This is a genomic window from Kitasatospora arboriphila (genome assembly GCF_039528095.1).
In the GTDB taxonomy this organism is placed as follows: domain Bacteria; phylum Actinomycetota; class Actinomycetes; order Streptomycetales; family Streptomycetaceae; genus Kitasatospora; species Kitasatospora arboriphila.
On record NZ_BAAALD010000254.1, the window covers coordinates 1 to 707 of the forward strand.

Annotated in this window: 1 protein-coding gene and 1 pseudogene; both read left to right on the top strand. The window is 40.6% G+C overall.

What is annotated here, in order from left to right:
- A partial coding sequence (gene traA, locus ABD353_RS39790; RefSeq protein WP_271093090.1) for a TraA family conjugative transfer protein occupies positions 1-225 on the top strand: 225 nt, incomplete at its 5' end.
- Between the two features lie 284 nt (positions 226-509).
- Positions 510-707: pseudogene (locus tag ABD353_RS39795) on the top strand (IS1380 family transposase); the annotation flags it as partial.

Sequence of the window (707 nt, forward strand, 5' to 3'; positions counted from 1 at the left end):
ACCCAAGGTACTTTGGGTCGAATCGTTGCGGGTGCGATGATCCTGGTCGGTGTTGTTGGTGGTATCGCTCGCCAGAGCCTCATGGCTTTCGCTATGGGTATCGGTGGCGGTATGGGCCTGTACAACTCCCCGACCGTAGTGGAATCCATCATGTCTGCTACTCTGGAACATGCAGAGAAGGTCATCCCGGCTGTTGTGCAACTCAGCAATGGCCTGGGGGTGTAAAAGACACCTTGCCGTTAATCAACGGGTGATAGGGGCAGCCTAAAAGCTGCCCTTATTTTTTGGCAAAAAGTCCAGTCATAACAAATTCCAACTATTTCCCTAGATTCTACGTCAGTACTTCAAAAAGCATAATCAAAGCCTTGATAAATATGCATTCCTTCGAAATTCAGCTTTCACCCTTTGGGTGAAAGAAAAGTGCTCAAAAATATGTTAAATTATCAGCTTTTATGACTCGATATATGGTAAAATAATAGTAAGAAAAGTAGTAAAAAGGGGTTCTAATTATGATTAATAAAATTGATTTCAAAGCTAAGAATCTAACATCAAATGCAGGTCTTTTTCTGCTCCTTGAGAATGCAAAAAGCAATGGGATTTTTGATTTTATTGAAAATGACCTCGTATTTGATAATGACTCAACAAATAAAATCAAGATGAATCATATAAAGACCATGCTCTGCGGTCACTTCATTGGCATTGATAAG